General features: G+C 73.6%; 16 protein-coding genes. 9 read left to right on the top strand and 7 right to left on the bottom strand.

Annotation, left to right across the window (positions count from 1 at the left end):
* Positions 1-65: 65 nt before the first annotated feature.
* Both ACFYUZ_RS30770 and ACFYUZ_RS30765 read right to left on the bottom strand, forming a co-directional pair.
* On the bottom strand, positions 66-2,765 hold the full coding sequence (locus ACFYUZ_RS30770) for an FtsX-like permease family protein (protein WP_389314712.1): 2,700 nt from the start codon (positions 2,763-2,765) through the stop codon (positions 66-68).
* Positions 2,759-3,511, bottom strand: a complete 753-nt coding sequence (locus tag ACFYUZ_RS30765; protein ID WP_389314710.1) for an ABC transporter ATP-binding protein — start codon at positions 3,509-3,511, stop codon at positions 2,759-2,761. The genes ACFYUZ_RS30770 and ACFYUZ_RS30765 overlap by 7 nt, the downstream gene beginning before the upstream one ends.
* Before the next feature lie 434 nt (positions 3,512-3,945).
* Here ACFYUZ_RS30765 and ACFYUZ_RS30760 point away from each other — a divergent pair, with 434 nt between their 5' ends.
* The 8 genes from ACFYUZ_RS30760 to ACFYUZ_RS30725 all read left to right on the top strand — a co-directional run bounded on the left by ACFYUZ_RS30760 (position 3,946) and on the right by ACFYUZ_RS30725 (position 11,330).
* Entirely contained in the window at positions 3,946-4,965 is a 1,020-nt protein-coding gene (locus ACFYUZ_RS30760; RefSeq protein ID WP_389314709.1) for a methyltransferase, read from the top strand.
* Positions 4,962-6,137, top strand: a complete 1,176-nt coding sequence (locus ACFYUZ_RS30755) for a tryptophan 2,3-dioxygenase family protein (protein ID WP_389314707.1) — start codon at positions 4,962-4,964, stop codon at positions 6,135-6,137. The genes ACFYUZ_RS30760 and ACFYUZ_RS30755 overlap by 4 nt, the downstream gene beginning before the upstream one ends.
* A gap of 103 nt (positions 6,138-6,240) precedes the next feature.
* Positions 6,241-7,392, top strand: a complete 1,152-nt coding sequence (gene mppP, locus ACFYUZ_RS30750) for an enduracididine biosynthesis enzyme MppP (protein WP_389314705.1) — start codon at positions 6,241-6,243, stop codon at positions 7,390-7,392.
* A gap of 59 nt (positions 7,393-7,451) precedes the next feature.
* A complete protein-coding gene (locus ACFYUZ_RS30745) occupies positions 7,452-8,582 on the top strand; it encodes an aminotransferase class I/II-fold pyridoxal phosphate-dependent enzyme (protein ID WP_389314703.1) in 1,131 nt (376 codons plus the stop codon).
* Positions 8,579-9,376, top strand: coding sequence for an enduracididine biosynthesis enzyme MppR (gene mppR / locus ACFYUZ_RS30740; protein WP_389314702.1), 798 nt, complete (start codon positions 8,579-8,581; stop codon positions 9,374-9,376). The genes ACFYUZ_RS30745 and mppR overlap by 4 nt, the downstream gene beginning before the upstream one ends.
* 25 nt (positions 9,377-9,401) lie before the next feature.
* Positions 9,402-9,614, top strand: coding sequence for an MbtH family protein (locus ACFYUZ_RS30735; protein WP_389314700.1), 213 nt, complete (start codon positions 9,402-9,404; stop codon positions 9,612-9,614).
* Positions 9,614-10,486: an alpha/beta fold hydrolase gene (locus tag ACFYUZ_RS30730; RefSeq protein ID WP_389314698.1), complete on the top strand. Its 873-nt coding sequence runs from the start codon at positions 9,614-9,616 to the stop codon at positions 10,484-10,486. The genes ACFYUZ_RS30735 and ACFYUZ_RS30730 overlap by 1 nt, the downstream gene beginning before the upstream one ends.
* A 25-nt stretch (positions 10,487-10,511) precedes the next feature.
* Entirely contained in the window at positions 10,512-11,330 is an 819-nt protein-coding gene (locus ACFYUZ_RS30725; protein ID WP_389314696.1) for a polyprenol monophosphomannose synthase, read from the top strand.
* Here ACFYUZ_RS30725 and ACFYUZ_RS30720 read toward each other — a convergent pair.
* From ACFYUZ_RS30720 to ACFYUZ_RS30705, 4 genes are all read right to left on the bottom strand, one after another.
* The gene (locus ACFYUZ_RS30720; RefSeq protein WP_093873670.1) at positions 11,317-11,967 is read right to left on the bottom strand and encodes a thymidine kinase; all 651 of its coding nucleotides are present in this window, start codon (positions 11,965-11,967) and stop codon (positions 11,317-11,319) included. The two genes, ACFYUZ_RS30725 and ACFYUZ_RS30720, sit on opposite strands and share 14 nt — an antisense overlap.
* A 41-nt stretch (positions 11,968-12,008) precedes the next feature.
* Positions 12,009-13,214, bottom strand: a complete 1,206-nt coding sequence (locus ACFYUZ_RS30715) for an alkaline phosphatase family protein (protein ID WP_389314694.1) — start codon at positions 13,212-13,214, stop codon at positions 12,009-12,011.
* On the bottom strand, positions 13,214-13,810 hold the full coding sequence (locus ACFYUZ_RS30710) for a DUF5998 family protein (protein ID WP_056556995.1): 597 nt from the start codon (positions 13,808-13,810) through the stop codon (positions 13,214-13,216). Before ACFYUZ_RS30710 ends, ACFYUZ_RS30715 begins: the two co-directional genes overlap by 1 nt.
* Positions 13,811-13,877: 67 nt before the next feature.
* Positions 13,878-16,979 (bottom strand): GNAT family N-acetyltransferase, encoded by a 3,102-nt coding sequence (locus ACFYUZ_RS30705; RefSeq protein ID WP_389314693.1) that lies wholly within the window; start codon positions 16,977-16,979, stop codon positions 13,878-13,880.
* 196 nt (positions 16,980-17,175) lie between these two features.
* Between ACFYUZ_RS30705 and ACFYUZ_RS30700 the strand changes: the two genes are divergently transcribed.
* Positions 17,176-17,457, top strand: coding sequence for an HPr family phosphocarrier protein (locus ACFYUZ_RS30700; protein WP_015036698.1), 282 nt, complete (start codon positions 17,176-17,178; stop codon positions 17,455-17,457).
* A gap of 158 nt (positions 17,458-17,615) precedes the next feature.
* Here ACFYUZ_RS30700 and ACFYUZ_RS30695 read toward each other — a convergent pair whose 3' ends face one another.
* Positions 17,616-18,299, bottom strand: a complete 684-nt coding sequence (locus ACFYUZ_RS30695; RefSeq protein ID WP_389314692.1) for a GntR family transcriptional regulator — start codon at positions 18,297-18,299, stop codon at positions 17,616-17,618.
* Positions 18,300-18,326: the final 27 nt, after the last annotated feature.

Raw genomic sequence — 18,326 nt, 5'->3', positions numbered from 1 at the left:
ACGAGGTGCGCGAAGCGGGTGGGGCGCGGCCGGAGCCGTGCCTCACCCGCTTCGGCGGTGGTGCGTCACTCGGGCCGGGCGATCGCCTCCACGGCCGGGGGACGCAGGGCGAGCCGGGCCGGCAGCATCACGGCGGGCCAGGCGATCACCGCGGCCGCGGTCACGATGCCGAGGTAGAGCAGGGGCGGGATGGAGGGGAACACCGAGTGCCGGATGGCGTAGCTCATCCCGATCAGCGACGGCAGTGCGGCGATCGTGCCGACGACGACGGCGGAGAGCACGATGATGCCCGCCTCCTGCCGCATCATCGCCCTGACCTGGCCGGTGCGGGTGCCGACGAGGCGCAGCAGGGCGAACTCGCGGCGCCGTGAGATCGTCGCCATGACCAGGGTGTTGACGACGGCGATGGCGAGGTAGCCGAGCAGTACGGCGTTGAGCACGAGGCTGATCCCGCCGTCGCCCGCGCCGTCGGTCGGTGCGGCGGTGACCGCGCCGGCGTCGCTCACGCTCAACGTCGGATACGCCTTCAGCGCCGCGGTCAGCTCCGCCTCCCGGTCGGAGTTCACCATCAGCCACTGGTCGAGGCGGTCGGTGGTGTGCGCGACGACCACGTCGTGGGGCAGTGTGACGTCGCCGAAGCCGAGCCCGTTCTCGTAGACCGCGACCACCTCGGCCTTCTCCACGGTGCCGTCGCCGAGGTGCACCTCGACCCGGTCGCCCACGTCGGCGCCGACCGTGCCGGCCACGAGGCGGCTGAGGGCGACCGTGGATCCGGTGAGACCGTTCAGGTCGCCGCGCAGCACGCCCAGGTCCAGGGTGTCCGGCACGGCCGCGGGGTCGACGCCCTGCGCCGTGGAGATCCGGTACTGGACGCTGTCGCCGTCGGGCCAGGTGAGGATCGTCGAGGTCCGGGCGACCCGGCCGACCGTGCGCACGCCGGGGACGCGGCGGAGCTCCTCGGCCAGGTCCGGTGAGATGCCCGCGCCGACGGAGGTCACCACGTGGTCGGCGATCACTCCGTCGACGGCCTGGTCGTGGGCGGTCGCGGCGAGCGTCGTGCCGCTGAAGAGCTGTGCGGACGCCATGGTCACGCCCATGATCAGCGGGGTGGTGGCGGCGCTGACCCGGCGGGCCCTGGCCCGGGAGTTGGCGATGGCGAGGAAGCGGGTGACCTCGCCCGGGCGGCGGCCGAGCAGCCGGGCGACACCGCCGAACAGCTTCGGTCCGAGCAGGCCGACGGCGATCACCAGGACCAGGGCGGAACTGGCGGCGCCCTCGATCGCCGCCTCACCGGGCAGCACGATCGGCAGCACGACCGCCACGGCCAGGCCCGCCGGCACGAGCAGCACACCGAGCGAGAGCCGGAACCAGCCGAGCTTCTTGGGCTCGACCGCCACGTCGCCGAGCGCCTCGACGGCACTGACCTTCGCGGCGCGGCGGGCCGCGAGCCAGCCGCCGATCCGGGCCGCGAGGACACAGACCAGCAGGGCGAACAGCAGCGGCAGCGGCGTGATCACCAGGGAGAATCCGGGCGGCAGCGCGCCGGCCGCCGTGAAGACGGTGTGCAGCAGCATGGCGAGCAGGACGCCGGGGACGGCGCCGAGCACGGCCCCGATCCCGCCGACGAGCACGGCCTCGCCCCCGATCATGCGCAGCACCTGCCGGGGGGTGGCGCCGACGGCCCGCAGCAGGGCCAGCTCGCGGCGCCGCTGCTGCACCGACAGCGCCAGCGTGCCGGCGACCACGATGACCACGAGGAGGATCATGGTGGCGCCGAACGCGCTGGCCACCTCGATGACGAAGGCCCGCATCTGCCCGACGTCGAGCGTCTCGACGTCGCTGCGGTCGTCGCCGGTGTACGTGACCGCCCCGGGCACAGCCTTCTCGATCCGGTCGGCGAGGTCGCCCGCGTCGGTGCCCTTCGCGGCCAGCACCCCGACCGCGTCGACCGTGCCGGGCGGGCCGTGGAGCCGCGCCGCCCGGTCGTCGGTGAAGAAGACCGCCGACTGCCGGGCGAACGGGGCCGCGGGCTCGGCGACGCCGCTGACCCGGTACGACCCCGGTGCCGACCCGGTCACCAGCGTGACCGTGTCTCCCGGGGCGAGCCCGGCCCGCCGGGCGAGGTCGCCGTCGAGCACGACGTCGTCGGCCGCTCGCGGCGGGGTGCCCGAGCGCAGCGTGAACGGCGTGAGCACCGAGGCGGACCAGCCGTGTCCGTACACGGGCGGGCCGTCGAGGACGGAGCCCTTCCCGAGGACGGTCGTACGGACGCTGACGTCCCCGACGGCGGACTCGACGCCCTTGACGGCGGCGACCTTCGCGACCGTGTCGGCGGGCAGTCTGACCCGCTCGGAGAGCCGCGGGTCCGTGTCGCCCTCGACGGACATGGCCTGGTGGCCGCCGACGACCACGGCCGCCCCGTGGTACCGCTCGGCCGGGGCTCCCGAGCTGATGCCGGTCTCCAGCAGCACACCGCAGGCGCTGATGACGGCGGAGCCGACCGCGACGGCGACCAGCACCGCCGCGAAGCCTCCCTTGCGGCCGCGGATCGTGCTCCAGGCCAGGGAGAGGTTCTGGCGCGAGAGCGTGCGGACCTTCCTCCTGGCCTTCTCGGCCTTCCTCGCCCTCTTGGCCGCCTTGGCCTCTTCCTCCCTCCTCGTCTTCTCCGCCTTCCCGGCCCTCTTGGCCTCTTCCGCCCTCCTGGCCTTCTCCGCCTTCTTGGTGGGCGGATCCGCCGCCCCGGCCCCGCTCCCGCGGCTCACCACTCACCCAGCCTGGTCATCCGCTCGGCCACCTTCTCCGGCGTCGGCGCGGCGAGTTCGCCGGCCAGCCGGCCGTCGGCCAGGAAGGTCACCGAGTCCGCGTGCGAGGCGGCCACCGGGTCGTGGGTCACCATCACCACGGTCTGGCCGGTCCGGTCGACGACCCCCCGCAGCAGTTCCAGGACCTGCTTGCCGGTCCGTGTGTCGAGCGCGCCGGTCGGCTCGTCGGCGAAGATCACGTCGGGTCCCGTGATGAGGGCACGGGCGATGGCCACGCGCTGCCGCTGTCCGCCGGAGAGCTGTCCGGGATAGCGGTCGCCCATGTCCGCGAGCCCGACGTTCGCCAGTTCGGCGCGCACCCGGTCGGCGGGGACGGGGGCGCCGGCCAGCCGGAAGGGCAGGCCCACGTTGTCGGCGACGGTGAGCGAGTCGAGCAGGTTGTAGGCCTGGAAGACGAATCCGACCCGTTCCCTGCGGAGCTCGGTGAGCTGCTCCTCGTTCAGGCCGGTCAGCCGGGTGTCGCCGAGGGTCACGCCCCCGTGGGTGGGTCTGTCGAGGCCCGCCGAGCAGTGCAGGAACGTGCTCTTGCCCGAGCCGGAGGGCCCCATGACGGCGATGAACGTCCCTCGCGGCACACCCATCGTCACGTCGTCCAAGGCCGTGACCGCGTTACGGCCGGAACCGTAGGTTTTTGTCACGGATTCCAATAAGAGAGCATACCTGCCAGCCACTGCACACCCTTTCCCCATTTTGCGGAACGGTACCGTTCGGCGCGCCGTCCGATCAACCGGATCCGGCGGAAAACCGATTTCGAGCCGCGTCTCGAACGCTCGCGAATACCGCTCCCACCTGTGGACTTTTCCTGCGCCCCGGATTCCCCCGCCCGGCCGCGTGGCCGGATCCCGACGTCCACCGCGGTCCGCCGCCCCCGGGCCTCCTGCTCCGGGCCCGGTCCGGGGCCGGAGCAGGAGGCCCGAGGAGCGGTCCCGAGCTGGGGGTTTCACTCTGCGGGCAACAAGATGGCCGATCCACCACGCCCACCGAAATACTTCTCGACGACCCGGAGGATTCTTTACCGCCGGGTAATGGGCGCATCGCGCCCGGAGATCTCGGCGGTCGCGTCGACAATTCGCCGCGCCGATGAATGCCTGACCGTTCCCTCGCATCGATGGGCAGCGAAAAAATGATTCCTGCGAATCTGGAACGCGCCGTCTACGGAATGTACGCCACCCACGCCCTGCGCGTCGCGGACAGGCACGGCGTCTTCGAGCACCTGACACGACACGGCGGCGACAGCGCCGAGAAGATCGCGGCCGCCCTGACCGTCGACGAGGACACCCTGGAGCGACTCCTGCTGGTGCTGTCCTCCTTCGGCGTCCTCGACGCGGAGGACGGGCGCTACGCACTGGCGGCGGGCGTGCGGCCCTACGTCGACCGCGAGGACCCCCGCTACCTGATGGGATTCGTCGGCCACCTGGTCGACGACACCGCCGAGCAGTTCGGGCGGCTCGACGGCTACCTGCGCGCGGGCAAGGCCGAGACCGACCGGGACGCGCCGGCTCCGTTCGAGTCCCTCTACCGCGACGACGAGTCGGTGGGCCGCTTCCTGAACGCGATGTGGGGCCTCAGCCACCACGTCTCGCACGAGCTCGCCGCCCTGGCCGACCTGGACGACTGCCGGCGGCTGATCGACGTCGGCGGAGCGAGCGGCCCCTTCTCGGTGGCCGCTCTCCACGCCCACCCGCGGCTGCGCTCGACCGTGTTCGACCTCCCCCAGGTCGGCCCCCACCTGGCCGCGCGGGCCGTCGAGCACGGGCTCGAGGGCCGGCTGGACTTCACGGCCGGCGACTTCTTCCGCGACCCGCTGCCGGCCGGCGACTGCTTCGCCTTCGGCTACATCCTGTCCGACTGGGACGACGAGACCTGCGCGGCACTGCTGCGCAAGGCCTACGAGGCGTGCCTCCCCGGCGGCCGCGTCCTCGTCATGGAGCGGCTCTTCGACGACGACCGCGGCGGCCCGCTCGCCACGGCCGTCATGAATCTCTCCATGCACGTCGAGACCGAGGGCCGGCACCGTACGGCGGCCGAGTACCTGGAGCTGCTGCGCCGCGCCGGCTTCGTGGACGGCGCCGTACGGCGCTCCGGCGGCGACAAGCACCTGGTCATCGGCCGGCGGCCCGCCGAGAGCGAGGCCGGGCGGTGAACGCCGTGCGCTCCCTCGCCCCGGCCCGATCGCGGGAACTTCCCTCGGTCTGCGCCGAGTTGGCCGACCGGCTGCACGGCACGCCCCTCGCCGAGCTGCCCGAGGAGGAGGTCCTCCGGCTGTCCGAGCGCCACGACGCGGCCGTGGCCGGACCGGAGACCGACGAGAACGAGATCCTCCGGCTCCTGACCCGCCCGTTCAGCAAGCGGCTCGACATACCCGAGTACTACCGGTACACCGGGCTGCACGTGGCCGGCTGGTACCTCGCCCGGCGGGAGGACCCGTACGAGGCGGGCCTGCTGCTCCTGCACGCGCTCGTGACCGATCTGATCGCGCTGGAGGAGCGCGAGGCCGGGCTGCACGAGACGACCGTCGAGGAGGGCGCGGAACGCGTGCGCCGCCTGGAGGCCGTGCTCGACCACCTGGACGGGTCCCCTATCGGCCCGGACCGCACCATGGCGAGCGCCGAGCTGGTCCGGCTCGCCGACCACGACGACGTCCTGGTCCGCGACCTGCTCGTGGTCAACCGCTGCTCGGGCTTCCGCCGGTCGGACAAGCACGACGAGCACATGTTCATGCGCTCCGTGCAGGCCTGCGAGATCCTCTTCTTCCTCGTCCGCCGGACCGCGCGCCGCGCCACCGAGGCGCTCGGCCGCGACCGCGCCGCGTACGCCCTGCACATGAGCCGTTTCGCCTCGGCGGGCGAGCTCCTGAACGTCGTCTTCCACGCGCTGCGGACGCTGACCCCGGAGCTCTTCATGGGCTTCCGGGAGGCGACCGGCAACGCCAGCGCGGTCCAGTCGCTCAACTACCACCTGATGGAGCTGGTGGTGTACGGCTACGACGAACGGAAGATCGAGACCTACGGGCGGTTCCCGCACCTGGCCCCGGTCAGCAGTCCGCTGCTGCGCGGGTTCACCTCCCTGCGGGACGCCGCGGCCGGCTCCGGCGACGCCGACGCCCGCGAGGCGTTCGAGGCGGGCGAGGCCCCGCTGCACGTCTGGCGCGGCCGGCACTACGGATTCGGGCGCCGTTATCTGCCGGAGATGACGGGGTCCGGCGGCACCGAGGGTGCCGGTTACCTCAAACGCTTCGTCGGAAAAGCCGGACTGACCTCCGGTGACCGCATCGACGATGCCGAGCAGTTGCTCACCCGGTTCGCCTTCTGCTGACGGAGGTCACTCGATTCCTATCCCGGCGCCCGTGCGCCGGTGAGTCCCGGCACCCGCCGAGGCTCCAAGCACGCTTCGCCCGCCACTCGTTCAAGGGGTGCTTGTGAACAGAATTCTGCCGAAAGTCTCCGCGGAGAACCTGACCCAATTCGAGACCCTCGCCCTCGCCAGTGCGATGAATCTCGCCGACGGCCACGCGCGCCAGCAACTCACGGCCGCACAGGGCAAGATCGTCTCCGAGCTGCCGAACCTGTGGGCCGAGGCCGTCCTGCGGCCGGTGGACGAGATCGAGCAGGAGGCCGCCGATTCCTTCTTCGGCATGCTCGGCCAGCACGGTCATCCGTTCGCCGCCGGGCGGACGCTGAGCTGCTACTCGTCCTCCGTGGCCATGGAGATCCTCGCCCGCTCGCTGGTCACCACGACCGACGCGGTGGCGCTGATCCACCCCACCTTCGACAACATCCCCGACATCCTGCGCGGAGTCGGCCTGCGGCTCGTGCCGGTCGAGGAGGAGCGGGCCCACGACGAGGACCTGCCGGCCGAGCTGCTCGAACAGGTCGGCTGCGTCTTCATCACCACGCCGAACAACCCCACCGGGCGGGTGATGAGCGAGGACCGGCTGCGCAGGCTCGCCGAGCAGTGCGCCGAACACGGCGTGGTGCTGGCCCTGGACACCTCGTTCAGGGGCTTCGACCCCGCCGCGCAGTTCGACCACTACGCCGTGCTCGACGCGAGCGGCTGCCGCTGGGTGGTCATCGAGGACACCGGCAAGCTGTGGCCCACGCTCGAACTCAAGATCGGCTGGCTGGTCCGCTCGGCCGAGGTGGACCTGCCGATCGAGAAGATCCACTCGGACATCCTCCTCGGCACCTCGCCGCTGGTCCTGCTCCTGGTGAAGCGGTTCGCGGACGACGGGGCGGACGGCGGCCTGGCCGAGCTGCAGCGTACGATCGCCGACCACCGGGCCCTCGTCCGTGCCGCTCTCGACGGCGTGCCCGACATCGCCTTCGTCGACGAACACGCCCGGGTCAGCGTGGAGCGCCTGCACGTGGGCTCGCGGCTGGGCATGGACGTCTGGTCGGCGGTCCGCTCCCGGAACCTCTACGTGCTGCCCTGCCAGAAGTTCCACTGGGCGAGGCCGCACGAGGGCGAGCGGATGCTGCGCCTGGCCCTCTCGCGCGACCCGTCCACCCTGCTGGCAAGCGCGCGGGTGCTGCGCTCCGCCCTGCTCGACGCGCCGGAGCTGCAGGGCTGATGCTTCGACCGCCTACGGCGGCCCCACCGCTCCCGCACGCCCGATGGTGGCGTGAGGGAGTGGTGCAGGCCGTCTCCCCGCCCGGCGTCATCGACCTGGAGCCCGGCTACCTCGAACCGGACCTGCTGCCGGTCGACGAGGTGCGTCCGCTCTACGCGGAGGCCCTCGCCGAGTTCGGCCCCGCGGCGCTCGGTTACGGCGCCAACGCCGGAGCCGAGCCGCTGCGCGCCCTGCTGGCCGCCCGGCACGGCTGCACGGCCGAGGAGGTCATGGTCACCTCCGGCACCTCGCAGGCGCTGGCCCTGTTGTGCACCGTCCTCGGCCGGCCCGGCCGGTCCGTCCTGGTCGAGCGCACCAGCTACGACCTGGGCCGAAAGATCATGACCGACCACGGTCTGCGCCCGTGCGAGGTGGACGCGGACGGTGAGGGCGTGCGGCCCGAGGCCCTGGACCGGTCCCTGTCCCTGTCCTCGTCCCGGGGCGACGACGTGGCGTTCGTCTACCTGACGCCGACGTTCCACAACCCGACCGGCACGGTCGCGGGCGCGGCGCGCCGCCGGGAGCTGCTCGCCGTCGCCGCCCGGCACGGCGTGCCGATCGTGGAGGACGACGCGTACGCGGAGCTGAGCCTGGACCGCGTCGCCCTGCCGCCCTCGCTCGCCGCACTGTCCGGACGGCGGGGCGTGATCCGGCTCGGCTCGTTCGCCAAGACCCTCGGACCGGGTCTGCGGCTGGGCTGGCTGGAGGCCGGACCGGAGCTGATCGGGACGCTGACCGGCCGTGGCCAGCTGGTCAGCGGCGGAGCGCTCAACCATCTGACCTCCCTGGCCGTGACCATGCTCATGGGGGACGGCCGCTACGACCGGCGCCTGTCGTGGCTGCGCGAGGGACTCCGGCTGCGCCGCGACACCCTCGTGGCGGCCCTGCGGGCCGGCCTGGGCGACTCGGTGACCGTCGGCTGTCCGGCCGGCGGCTTCTTCCTCTGGCTGGACTTCGGCCCGCGGCGCAGCGAGGCGTCGTTGCTCGCCGCGGCCGACCGGGCGGGCGTCGCGGTGGCTCCGGGCTCCCGCTACGGCAGCCCGGCCGGCACCCATCTGCGGCTGGCCTACAGCCTCAACTCCCCCGACCGTCTGGCGGAGGCCGCCGCGCGGCTCGCCGCCGCCTGGAGAAACGAGGAGACCCCTCGATGACCAGTTCCGTCCTCAGCCGCCTGCGCGGCTACAGTCTTCCGCTCTCCCCCTCCGGCACCTCGGCCATGCTGACTCCCCCGCCGTGGCACTTCTCCGGCGAGGTCGTCATGGTCGACTACCGCGTGGATCCGGTGGCGGCGGCGGCCTTCCTCCCGCCCGAGCTCGACCTCGGCGCCGATCCGGGGCGGGCCGCCGCGGTCTTCGCGCACTGGCAGTGGTGCTCGGAGCCGGGGACCGAGCTGGCCGATCCGGGGACCAGCCAGTTCGGCGAGTTCCTGATCCTGCTCGGCTGCGAGTACCGCGGCCGTCCCCTGGCCCGGTGCCCGTACGCCTGGGTCGACCAGCCCGTGCCGCTGCTGCGCGGCTGGGTGCAGGGGATGCCGAAGCAGTTCGGCGAACTGCACCAGACCCGGCCGATGCGCGTCGGCAAGGCGGGGCCCCTGGGCTCGGCCGCGGGCACGTACCACGGCACCGCGTCGGCCGGCGGCCGCCGCTTCGTCCAGGCCTCGGTGAACGTGACCGCCCCGGCCGCGGAGCCGCCGGCGCTGCACACCGTGCCGCTGGTGCACAGCCGGGTCCAGCCGTCCTGGGTCGCCGGGGAGGAGCCCCCCGTCGAGCTGGTGACCTCGACCGTCACCGGCGTCGAGTTCTCCGAGGTGTGGTCGGGCGACGCGCACCTGGAGATGTTCGACGTGCTCGACGCGGACTTCGCCTCGCTGCGGCCGGTCTCGGTCGGACGCGGCCACGTCTTCGGGTACGCCGAGACGCTCGTCTCCGGCCAGACCCTCGCCTGACCCCCCTCCCCCGAAGGAGCAGAAGATGACCAATCCGTTCGACGACCCCGACGCGACCTTCAAGGTGCTGGTCAACGACGAGGGGCAGCACTCGCTCTGGCCCGCCTTCGCCGCCGTTCCCGAGGGGTGGCGGGTCGCGCTGGCCGACACGGACCGCACGGCCTGCCTCGCGTACGTCGAGGAGCACTGGACCGACATGCGCCCGAAGAGCCTGGCCGACCGCATGACCGCACGCTGATGGGCGTCGCGACCGTCGGCGGCGTACGGCTGCACTACGACGACATCGAGAGCCCGGCGGGCGGGGAGCCGGTCGTCCTGGTCATGGGCGCGGGCGGTCGCGGGCGGGCGTGGCACCTCCACCAGGTACCGGCGCTCGTCGCGGCCGGCCACCGGGTGATCACGTACGACTCCCGGGGCGTGCCCCCCAGCGACCCCGGTGAGGCGGGTCTGACGGTCGGCGATCTCGCGGCCGACCTGGCGGCGCTCATCGAGCACCTGGACGCCGGTCCCTGCCGTCTGGTGGGGACCTCGCTCGGCGCGCACGTGGTGGAGGAACTGCTGCTGACCCGGCCCGAGTTGGCCACCGCCGCCGTGCTGATGGCCACCCGCGGCCGCGACGACCGGCTGCGCGCGGCCGCCGCCCGGGCCGAGATCGAGCTGCTGGACTCCGGCATCACGCTGCCGCGGAGGTACCACGCGGCCCTGCAGGCGATCCAGAACCTGTCCCCGCACACCCTCAACGACGACATCGAGGTGTCCGACTGGCTGGCGGTGTTCGAGCAGTCGCTGTCCACCGGCCCCGGACTGCGGCACCAGCTCGCCGTCACGCCGGCCCCCGGCCGCCTCGCGGCCTACGCCGCGATCACCACGCCGTGCCTGGTCCTGGCCTTCGCCGACGACCTGGTCACGCCCCCGCACCTGGTCGCCGAGGTGGCCGAGGCCATCCCCGGCGCCGTCCACCGTCTGATCGACCGCGCGGGCCACTACGGGTACATGGAGCGGCCGGAGGAGGTGAACCGCCAGATCCTCGATTTCTTCCGCGGCGTTCCCGGCCGCCCCCTCGCCCGGACGGGCCGCGCCGCGCCCCACGTCCGGGTCACCAGCCCCTGAACCGTTTCCGACCGAGGAGCCGCCGATGGCCGTCGTGCCCCCGAAGACCGTGGTCGTCGTGCCGACCTACAACGAGCGGGACAACCTGCCCGTGCTGGCCGGTCTGCTCGCGGACCTGCCGGTGCCGAACCTGCATCTGCTCGTGGTCGACGACGACTCGCCCGACGGCACCGGCGAGGTCGCGGACAAGCTCGTCGCCGGGGCACCGGACACCATCGGCGTGCTGCACCGCCGCACCAAGGACGGACTCGGCCGCGCCTACCTCGCCGGAATGGCCCGCGCGCTGGACGAGGGCGCCGACGTCGTGGTCCAGATGGACGCCGACCTCTCGCACCCGGCCTCGGCGATCCCGGTCATGCTCGACGCGCTGCTGACGGAGGGCGTCGCCGCCGTGATCGGTTCGCGCTACGTGGCCGGCGGCTCGACCGCCTCCGAGTGGCCCCGGTCCCGCAGGGCGCTGTCGGCCTGGGCCAACCTCTACGTGAACGCGATCCTGCGGCTGGGCCTGAAGGACTCCACCGCCGGCTTCAAGGCGTGGCGGGCCGAGACGTTGCGCGCGCTCGACCTGAACTCCGTGCACAGCAACGGGTACTCCTTCCAGGTCGAGATGAACCACCGGGCCGTCTCACGGGGGTTCGCCCTCCTCGAAGTGCCGATCCGCTTCGAGGAGCGCGGACAGGGCACGTCGAAGATGGACCTGGGGGTGCAGCTCGAATCCGCCCTCACCCCGTGGAGGCTGCGCTTCGGCGGCGGACACGGCCGGGACCTCGCGGTCCGGCGTCGCGCCCGACGCGGCCGGGAGGACGGGGGGAGCGGCGGCCCCGCGCGGGTCAGTCCGAGGTGACCGGCAGCACGTCGGGAGAGAGGGCGCCCGCCCGCGCGGAGGCCGAGGTGGCCCGGCGGCGGTGGTGGCGGCGGCAGAGGACCTCGTAGCCGATCTCCTCGGCCGGACGGTTCACGTCCCCGACGACGACCTGCTCGCCCTCGACGACCATCTCCCCGCCCACCGTGCGGGCGTTGTGCGTGGCGCGGGCGCCGCACCAGCACAGCGCCTCGACCTGGAGCTGCTCGATCCGGTCCGCCAGCTCGATCAGCCGCTGCGAGCCCGGGAACAGCTTCGTGCGGAAGTCCGTCGTGATCCCGAAGGCGAAGACGTCCAGGTCGAGGTCGTCGACGATGCGGGCGAGCTGGTCGATCTGCTCCGGGGCGAGGAACTGGGCCTCGTCCACGATCACGTAGTCGGCCTTGCCGCCCTGGGAGAGCTGGGTGACCAGGTACGCGTAGAGGTCCATGTCCCGCGGCGCCTCGACCGCCTCCGTCACCAGGCCGAGCCGGGAGGACAGCTTGCCCTCGCCCGCCCGGTCGTCGCGGGTGAAGATCACGCCCTGGAGCCCCCGCGCGTCGCGGTTGTGGGCGATCTGGAGCGCCAGGGTGCTCTTCCCGCAGTCCATGGTTCCGGAGAAGAAGACCAGCTCGGGCATGACGGAACGGGGACCTTTCGGGTCGTGGGTGGGAGAGGGGGTCAGGAGCGGACTTCGAGCAGCGGGACGAGCTGCTCGGCGGGGGTCATGGACCCGTGCATGCCGGCCATCGCGGACTCGTTGGGCTCGTTGACGGAGGCCGTGATCGCCACGTCGTCGTGGGCCGCGACGACGACGTCGCCGATCCGGCCGTACACCCGCTCGTCGACCTCGGCACCGAACCAGCCGAGGGAGATCGCCTCGTCCCGGCTCGCCACCCAGAACTGCTCGCCGACGACCTCGCGCCAGCAGGTGAGGACGTCCGCCTCGGCGCCGGGCACGGCGTAGACGTGGCGGGCCCGTCCCTCGCCGCCGAGGAGGGCGACGCCCGCGCTCAGCTCCCAGTCCTCGTCGAAGTCGATGCGGTGCTGCTCGTCGAAGGGGATGTCGACCATGCCGTGGTCGGCCGTGACGTACAGGGCCGAGCGCGGCGGCAGCTGCTCGGCGAGCCGCTGCACGAGCCGGTCGACGAACATCAGCTGGCCGCGCCAGGCGTCGGAGTCGATGCCGAAGCGGTGGCCGGCTCCGTCGAGCTCGCTGTAGTACGTGTAGACCAGCGAGCGGTCGCCGGCGGCGAGCTGCTCGGCGGCGAAGTCCATGCGCTCCTCGCCGGAGAGCCGCCCGTGAAACGTTCCGCCGCTGAGCGCGACCTTGGTGAGCGGGGTCTCCGCGAAGATCGGGGACGACACCTGGGCGGTGTGGATCCCGGCTTCGTGGGCGAGCCGGAAGACGGTGGGGTACGGCTGCCAGACCTGCGGCGCGGTCCAGGGCCTCCAGCGCAGCTGGTTCATCAGCTCGCCGGTCTCCGGGTTGCGCACGGTGTAGCCGGGCAGTCCGTGCGTCCCGGGGTGACGGCCGGTGCCGACGGAGGCGAGCGAGGTCGCGGTGGTGGCGGGGAAGCCGGCGGTGACCGGACGGCCCGTGCCGCCCCGCGAGGAGCCGAGGAGCGAGGTCAGGTACGGGGCCTCGTCCGGGTGCGCCTTGATCTGCTCCCAGCCGAGCCCGTCGATCAGGAAGACGCAGTTCCGGTCGGCCGGGGCCAGCTCCGCGATCCGCGGTTCGAAACCGGGCACGCCCTGGCCGGCCACGAGCGTCGGCAGCAGGTCGCCGAGCGAACCGGAGGCGTACTCCGGCACCGGCGCGGTCTCCGGGGCGAGCGGGACCGGGTCGTCGGGCCAGCCGTGGGTCACGGCGGTGGGCTGCGCCATCAGCGGGTGGGCGCGGCGGTCGCCGCGATGGCCTCGGAGAGGGCCTGGGCGAAGGCGAGGGTCTGCCGGACGGTGTCCGGGCCGTCGCCGGCGTCGCTCACCCGCAGGCTGAGGTCGTCGGCGGTGGCGTTGCCGGTGTAGCCGTGGTCGGCGTCGCAGTTGGGGTCGCCGCAGGCGGCGGGCTCCAGGTCGATGCGGGAGACGGCGCCCCAGCCGATGGTGAGGACCACCTCGCGGGGCAGCGTGCCCGGGGTGTACGACTCGGGGTTGGCGACGACGCGGCTGACGACGACGGACGAGATCCGGTCGAGCTTCACGGACTCGGTGGAGGTGGTGGCGTACGGCGTCGGGGAGCTCGTGTCGGCGGCCTGCTCGTCGGTGTGGCTGACGATGAAGCGGTGCGGCGTCAGGACGAGGACGGTGACGTGGCGCCGGACCTCGTTCGCGTCGAAGGTGGTCTCCTGGTGGACCACGTACGACGCGACGGCCTCGCCACCGACGGCGGCCTCCACCGCCTCGGCCACGAGGGCCGGGTAGTAGCCGCTGCGCTCGATCGCCGCGCGCAGCCCCTGGGTCGTCGTACCGCTCTTTGCCATGGACTCCATCCTACGGGGCCGAGGGGGCCCCTCAGGCCCGTCCGCGACGGGGCGGGCCGCGCGGACCTCAGTAACGGGGCAGGCTCCGCGGCCCGAGGTCGGTGCGGGGCGCGGGCGGGGCCAGCCGGACGGTCGCGCCGAGGACGGAGAGTCCGCGGGGCGCCACGACCACCGGCTCCAGGGAGACCGCGACCACCTCGGGGTGGTCGTCGACGAGCCGGGAGACCCTGAGCAGCAGCTCTTCGAGGGCCGGGGTGTCGACCGGGGCGGAGCCGCGCCAGCCGAAGAGCAGCGGGGCGGTGCGGAGGGAGCGGACGAGCTCGGCGACGTCCCGGTCGGTGGCCGGAACCAGCCGGTGGGCCGTGTCGCCGAGCAGTTCCGAGGCCGCGCCCGAGAGGCCGAAGGAGAGGACGGCGCCGACGGCCGGGTCGATCGCGGCGCGGACGACGGTGTCGACGCCCCGGGGCACCATCGCCTGGACGACCGGCTGGAGCTCCTCCGGCTTGCCGAGGACCTCGGTCACCTCGGCGTACGCCGTGCGCAGCTGCTCCTCGGCGGCGAGGTCGAGCCGGACGCCCCCGAGGTCGGGGCGGTGGCGGAGGTGGGGGGCGGTCGTCTTGAGCGCGACGGGGTAGCCGAGCCGGGCGGCGGCCGCGACGGCGGCGTCGGGCCCGGGCGCGGGGAGGGTCGGCAGGACGGTGATGCCGTAGCGGGCGAGCAGCGCCCCGGTCTCCTCGGTGTCGAGCGTCACACCGCGGGCGTCCACCTCGTCGGCGCCGAGGACGCCCTCGATGAGCGCGGCGGCCCCGGCCTCGTCGATGTCCTCGTACTCGGGCACCCGCCCGGGATCGGCCGCCTGGCGTCGCCACTGGCCGTACCGCACGGCCTCGGCGAGGGCCCGCACGGCCCGCTCGGCGGCGGGGTAGGCGGGGATGGCGGCGTGCCTCGCGGGGGTGGCGGCCTGTTGTTCGAAGGCGGCGACGGCGGAGGTCGTGACGGCGTCCGCGGGGCCGGGCGGGTGGGCGGGTCCGGCCGCCCTCCCCGGAGCGACGGTCGGCACCGCGTCCGCCCCGGCCGGGGCGGTCAGGATGCCGGGTCCCGGCGGAGCACCGGGTCCCGGCGAAGTGCCGGGTCCCGGCGAAGTGCCGGGTCCTGCCGGAGTGCCGGTCCCCGCCGGAGCGCCGGTCCCCGCCGGAGCGCCACCGGCACGGTTCTCCTGGGTGACGGCACCGCGCCCCGACGCCGTCGGCCGGGTGCTCGTCGCCGCCGCGAGGGCCTCCGCGAGGCCGCCCATCTCGACGTGGACGACGACGACCGGCTTCGCCGGCGCGGGGGCGGAGGCGACGGCCTCGCGGAGGGCCGCCGCGAGCACCTCGCCGTCGCCGAACTCGGTGGCCCCGTCCTCGCCGACCCAGGGGATCGCGTTGACGACGACCGCGTCGGACGTCTCGTCGGCGAGCGCCGCCGCGAGCGCGTCCCGGAAGTCCGCCGGGACCGCCGCCGTCGTGAGGTCGAGGGGCCGCAGCGGACGCAGCCCCTCGGTCAGGCAGGCGTCGTACGTGAGGAGGCCGAGCGACTCGGAGTTCCCGAGGATCGCGACCCTGGGCCCGGCGGGCAGCGGCTGGGCGGCCAGGAGCAGTCCGGCGTCGACGAGTTCGGTGACGGTGTCGACGCGGATGACGCCGGCCTGGCGGAGCAGGGCGGAGACCGTGGCGTGCGGGATGCGGGTGACCGGCACCCGGTGGCCGGGCGGGGCGCTGCCGCTGTGCCGGGCGCCCTTGACGACGACGACGGGCTTGACGGCGGCGGTGCGGCGGGCGAGCCGGGTGAACTTCCGCGGGTTGCCGATCGACTCCAGGTAGAGGAGGACGACGTCGGTGCCGGGGTCGTCGTACCAGTGCTGGAGGAAGTCGTTGCCGGAGACGTCGGCGCGGTTGCCTGCCGAGATGAAGGAGGAGAGTCCCGCGCCGCGCCGGTGCAGTCCGGCGAGGAGGGCGATCCCGATGGCGCCGGACTGGGTGAAGAGCCCGATCCGCCCGGCTCCCGGCATCTGCGGGGCGAGGGAGGCGTTGAGCCGGACGTCGGCGGCGGTGTTGATGATCCCGAAGGCGTTGGGGCCGATGATCCGCATGCCGTACGAGCGGGCCTGCCGTACGAGCTCGCGCTGGCGCTCGCGGCCGGCGGCCCCGCTCTCGGCGTATCCGGCGGAGAGCACGACGAGGCCGCGCACCCCGTGCTCGCCGCAGTCCGCGACGGCCTCGGGCACCCGCTCGGCGGGGACGGCGACGACGGCCAGGTCCACCGGTTCGCCGATGGCGCCGACGGAGGGGTGGGCGGGGACGCCGTCGAGCTCGGTCTCTCCGGTGAGCGCGGCGTTCACCGCGTACACCCGTCCCGTGAAGCCGGCGCCGAGGAGGTTGCGGAGCACGGTCCGGCCGACACCGCCGGGGGCGCGCCCGGCGCCGACGACGGCGACGGACCGGGGGGTGAGGAGGCGCTGCACGGAGCGCGCCTCGGCGCGCTGCTCCCGCGCGCGCTGGACGGCGAGGGAGCGGTCGGTCGGTTCGAGGTCGAGGTGGAGCCGGACGGACCCGTCCTCGAAGCTGCGCTTCTGGGTGTAGCCCGCGTCGGTGAAGACCTTGATCATCTTGGTGTTGGCGGGGAGCACCTCGGCCGCGAAGCGCCGGATGTCCCGCTCGCGCGCGACCGCCGCGATGTGTTCGAGGAGGGCGGAGGCGACGCCCCTGCCCTGGTGCGCGTCCTGGACGAGGAAGGCGACCTCGGCCTCGTCGGCGGGGGACGAGGCGGGCAGTCCGCGGGAGTCGATGCGGTCGTAGCGGACGGTGGCGATGAACTCGCCGCCGACGGTCGCCGCGAGCCCGACCCGGTCCACGAAGTCGTGGTGGGTGAAGCGGTGGACGTCCTTGGCGGACAGGCGCGGGTAGGGGGCGAAGAAGCGGTAGTACTTCGACTCGTCCGAGACCTGCTCGTAGAAGCTGACGAGCCGGTCGGCGTCGTCGGCCGTGATAGGCCTGATGCGCGCGGTGCCGCCGTCGCGGAGCACCACGTCCGCCTCCCAGTGGTCGGGGTAGGCGTGCTCCGGCGGGGCGGGCCGCGCCGACGGGGCCGGTGGTTCCGCCGCTTCCGACTTCTCCGACGCGCTCTGCATGGGGCCAGCCTACGGCCGCGGCACGAGCGCGACACGACCGCGGCACCGGTCGCGGCGCGGGGGCGGGCGATGCAAGGTGTTGCAAGGTAGGGAGGGCCGAAGGGCGGTCCGGTCCGGGCCGAAGGTCGGCGTGAGCACCGCGCAACCCGTGAGAGACTGGTCTAGACAACCCGCTTGAGACTTGAAGGGCAACACCATGGCTGAGCGCCGCGTCAACGTCGGCTGGGCCGAGGGCCTGCACGCCCGCCCCGCGTCCATCTTCGTCCGTGCCGCCACGGCTTCCGGCGTGCCGGTGACGATCGCCAAGTCCGACGGCACCCCCGTGAACGCCGCCTCCATGCTCGCGGTGCTCGGTCTGGGCGCGCAGGGCGGCGAGGAGATCGTCCTCGCTTCGGAGGCCGACGGCGCCGAGGCCGCGCTCGACCGCCTGGCGAAGCTGGTCGCCGAGGGCCTGGACGAGCTGCCCGAGACCGTCTGACGCCGGTCCCCCGCACCACGGATGGCCGGGGCCGCCGGAATTCCGGCGGCCCCGGCCATCCGCTTTTCCCGGACTCTTTTTCCGGACGGAGAAAGGCCCGTCCCCGGGCAGCGCGAAAATACGGCCCGAATGCCTTTTCCCTTTGTACGGCGCGCGTGTTAATTCCGGGCACCCGTCGTGTTGACGGCATGTTGCGAGACCCTCACACGGCCGCTCGCCGGAATTTTCAGCCGGTACAGCGGCAGTGAGCGCTCCGCGTGCAGCGCGGTCAGCGCCCGCGCCCGCTCCGCGTCGCCGCGCGCCACGGCGTCCACGATCGCGCCGTGCTCGGCCCAGGCCTCGACCGGCCGGTCGGGCTGCTCCACGACGTGCGTCCAGGCGATCTTGTGCCGCAGCTGGGTGAGCAGCGCCGTGAGGGCCGGGCTCCCGGAGGCCTGCGCCAGGGTCTCGTGGAACCAGCCGCCGAGCGAGCGCAGGTCCTCCCCCTGACCGCGCCTGGCCCGCTCCTGCCCCAGCCTGACCAGGCCGCGCAGCACCTTGAGGTGCGCCTCGGTGCGCCGCTGCGCGGCCCGGGCGGCACCCAGCGGTTCGAGCAGCGCCCTCATGTCGAGGAGGTCGGCGGCCTCCTGCTCGGTCGGCTCGGCGACCTGGGCGCCCGCGTGGCGGCGGGTGACGACGAAGCCCTCGGACTCCAGGGTGCGCAGCGCCTCGCGGACCGGGACCCGGGAGACCCCGTACCGGCGGGCGAGCTGCTCCTCGGTGAGCCGAGCACCCCGCTCGAACACGCCGGAGACGATGTCGTCCCGGATCGCCGTGCATACCGAGTGCGCGGGAATGCGCATGTCCGACCTCCGCCTTGGTGCGCGCGA

The organism is Streptomyces sp. NPDC004266 (assembly GCF_042874095.1).
In the GTDB taxonomy this organism is placed as follows: Bacteria; Actinomycetota; Actinomycetes; order Streptomycetales; family Streptomycetaceae; genus Streptomyces.
The sequence above is the reverse complement of the archived record's forward strand: the minus strand, read 5'-3'. Positions and strand labels throughout refer to the sequence as shown.